The sequence below is a fragment of the Psychromonas sp. psych-6C06 genome (genome assembly GCF_002835465.1).
Taxonomy (GTDB): domain Bacteria; phylum Pseudomonadota; class Gammaproteobacteria; order Enterobacterales; family Psychromonadaceae; genus Psychromonas.
In genome coordinates this window covers 1-3,240 of record NZ_PIZM01000027.1, presented here as the reverse complement: position 1 = coordinate 3,240, position 3,240 = coordinate 1, and the positions used below count along the sequence as shown (strand labels likewise).

At 40.1% G+C, this 3,240-nt stretch carries 3 protein-coding genes and 1 pseudogene; all 4 read right to left on the bottom strand.

Annotation, left to right across the window (positions count from 1 at the left end; genetic code table 11):
* The coding region (locus tag CW745_RS16465) for a mandelate racemase/muconate lactonizing enzyme family protein (protein ID WP_101109786.1) at positions 1-716 on the bottom strand (716 nt) is incomplete at its 3' end.
* On the bottom strand, positions 716-2,170 hold the full coding sequence (gene aldA / locus CW745_RS16460; protein ID WP_099193280.1) for an aldehyde dehydrogenase: 1,455 nt from the start codon (positions 2,168-2,170) through the stop codon (positions 716-718). The genes CW745_RS16465 and aldA, both read right to left, overlap by 1 nt.
* 19 nt (positions 2,171-2,189) lie before the next feature.
* A complete protein-coding gene (locus CW745_RS16455; protein WP_074674417.1) occupies positions 2,190-2,960 on the bottom strand; it encodes an SDR family oxidoreductase in 771 nt (256 codons plus the stop codon).
* Positions 2,961-2,985: 25 nt separating this feature from the next.
* Positions 2,986-3,240: pseudogene (locus tag CW745_RS16450) on the bottom strand (Zn-dependent alcohol dehydrogenase); the annotation flags it as partial.

The window sequence follows — 3,240 nt, the reverse complement described above, 5'->3', positions numbered from 1 at the left end:
ACAATTTCGCCAAATCCTAAATAATCATCAGGTATAATCGGTTCTTCAAACCAGGTAATATCATATTTTTTAAAGCCTTCAATAGCTTTTATCGCTTTGTCTACGGTCATAGAATAATTGGCATCGACCATAAATGTAACATCCGGACCTACAAACTCACGTACCGCTTTTATGCGTTCTAAATCTTCTTCTAAATTTTCCCTTCCTATTTTAATCTTTACGGCATTGAACCCGCTATCCAAATAGGTTCTCATATTATCCAAAAGCTTTGGAATAGGAAATTGAAGATCTATACCACCGCAATATGCCTTACAGGTATTGTCTGCATCTCCGGCCATTTTATATAAAGGTTTATCGGCTTTTTTACAGCGAATATCCCAAAGGGCAATATCTATGGTAGAAATGGCAAAAGAGGCAATACCTCCTCTACCTACATAGTGAATATGCCATTCCATTTCTTCATATAGCTCCTCAATTTTAGAACCATCCTTACCTATTACAAAAGAGGTAAAATCATGCTCTACCATAGCTTTGGTAGCGTGCCCGCCTTTACCGCCGGTATACGTGTATCCAGTGCCTTCATTACCGTCCTCCAAGGTAATTGTAGTTGTCACAAGCTCAAAATGCGTATGGTCGCCGTGTTTGGCATCGTTCATTACTTCTGGTAAAGGAACCTTAAATAATTGACAATCTACTTTTGCTATTCTTGTACTCATTATGCCTTATGTCTTACGTAAAACGTTTTCTTTTCCATATACTGCTCAAATCCGTATTTACCGTCTTCACCACCGGAGCCACTTAACTTATACCCGTTATGAAAACCTTGGTGCTGTTCTCCATGACCACGATTCACATAGATCTCACCATATTCAAGTTCATCATTGCAACGCATGATCTTATTCATGTCATTGGTAAATACCATTGCCGCCAAACCATATTCACAGTCATTTGCAAAGCCTACAACCTCATCAAAATCCTTAAATTTCAACACAGGTAAAATAGGTCCAAATGACTCTTCATGAACAATGGTCATATTTTGGGTTACATCGGTCAAAACCGTTGGTTCAAACCAATATCCTTTATCAAATTCACCACCGGACAAACGTTTACCACCAGTGGCAATTGTTGCACCCTCATCTAAACTCACTTTGACCAAATGCTCCATATGCTCCAATTCGCTTTTGTTCACCTTTGGTCCCATATCTGAATCCTCCAACATTGGATCACCCACTTTTAGCGCTTTGGTCTTTTGAATAAATTTATTCATGAATTCATGGTAAATATCTTCATGAACATACATACGTTCATTACAAGTACATACTTGGCCACAGTTATCGAATCTAGAATGTAAGGCAGCATCTACGGCTTCATCAATATCAGCATCTTCAAACACTATAAACGGAGCCTTTCCACCCAGTTCCAATTGTACGTGCGTTAGGTTCTGTGCTGCCATTTTTGCTATTTGTTGACCTACAGGAGTAGACCCTGTCATAGTCACCATTTTGGTTAAAGGGTTTTCTACCAAGGCAGTACCCATAGCTCTTCCCGGTCCTGTAATAATATTCAACAAACCATCTGGCAAACCAACTTTTTTAGCTAAGTGCCCTAACTCTAATGTTGCTAGCGGAGTTTCTGAAGTCGGTTTTACCACGATAGCATTTCCTGCTACCAATGCCGGACCAATTTTTCTTCCGGCCAAAGCCAAAGGGAAATTCCATGCCGTTATGGCAACTACTACTCCACGTGGTATTTTTTGAATCCAAATTTGTTCATTTGGGTTATCTGAAGGAATGATATCACCTTCAATTCTTCGTGCACCCTCACAAGCATATTCTATAAAAGAAGCGGTTACCGCAACTTCCATTTTAGCTACTTTAAGCAACTTACCTTGTTCCTTTACTAAAAGCTCTGCCAATTTATCGGCATTCGCCTTTATTTCATCAGCAAATTTATACAGAAGTTCCGCTCTCTTTCTGGCAGGGACTTTTTTCCACTCTTTCTGTGCCTTTTCGGCTGCTTCCAATGCTTGTACAGCTTCCGCAACCGTTCCATTTTGAACCTTTGCGTAAACCTCCTCAGTTGATGGATTTATAATATCGATGGTTTCACCAGAGGTTGAAGTAACCCAAGATCCATCTATAAACATTTGGTATTCTTTTATTGATGCCATTTTTCTGTTTTTAGTGTGATTATCTACCCATCCAACCTCCGTCTACCAGAGTGATGCTTCCGTTCATATATGCAGCCGCGTCCGAAGCCAAAAAGACCACGGGACCTGCAAAATCTTCTGGTTCTCCCCATCGTCCTGCCGGAATTCTAGCCAAAATAGAATTTGCCCGCTCTTCGTTATTACGTAAGGCTTCTGTATTATCAGTACTTATATACCCCGGTGCAATGGCGTTGACATTTACTCCGCTACCGGCCCATTCGTTGGCAAAGGCCATGGTCAATTGACCGATCGCTCCCTTACTGGCTGCATAGCCCGGCACGGTTATTCCACCTTGGTAAGTTAACAACGATGCCGTAAATATTACTTTTCCTGCACCACGGTCAACCATTTCTTTTCCTATTTCCCTGGTTAAAATGAATTGTGCATTTTGGTTTACCTCTATCACTTTATCCCATAACTCGTCTGAATGTTCAACGGCTGGCGCCCTTAATATGGTTCCAGCATTGTTTACCAAAATATCTATTACAGGAAAATCGCCTTTAACGGCTGCAATAAAACTATACAGTGCTTTTCTATCACTAAAATCACACGCATAGGCTTTAAAATCTCTGCCCAGTGCCTTTATTTCCTTTTCTACATCGCTTCCGCTTGATTCTAAAGTAGCACTTACGCCTATGATATTTGCACCAGCCTCCGCAAGACCTATCGCCATGGCTTTACCTATGCCTCGCTTACAACCCGTAACCAATGCCGTTTTACCTTTTAAACTGAATTTATCCAGTACTCCCATTTTCTTTTAAAGTTTTAGTTCTTAGTTATGATTGACAATCCATTAGGACTTTTAGTCCGTCAGGGTTTTTATCTATATTTTCAAATACCCTTTGTATGTTCTTTAGCGGTTGCACGTCCGTAATCATTTCATTGAATGGCAATTCATTGGCCGTAATTAAACGTATAGCCTTTTCATAGTCCTCTTTTTCATAGACTCTTGCCCCTATTAATTTAAGTTCTTTCCAAAAGAATTTAAATAAGTCTACTTCTTTCTTTTGCCCATGTATGGCTACCATTAC

What these genes read in the sequence shown, in the direction of transcription:
- aldA (WP_099193280.1), bottom strand. Translation starts at nt 2,170, where the DNA reads ATGGCATCAATAAAAGAATACCAAATGTTTATAGATGGATCTTGGGTT.
- CW745_RS16455 (WP_074674417.1), bottom strand. Translation starts at nt 2,960, where the DNA reads ATGGGAGTACTGGATAAATTCAGTTTAAAAGGTAAAACGGCATTGGTT.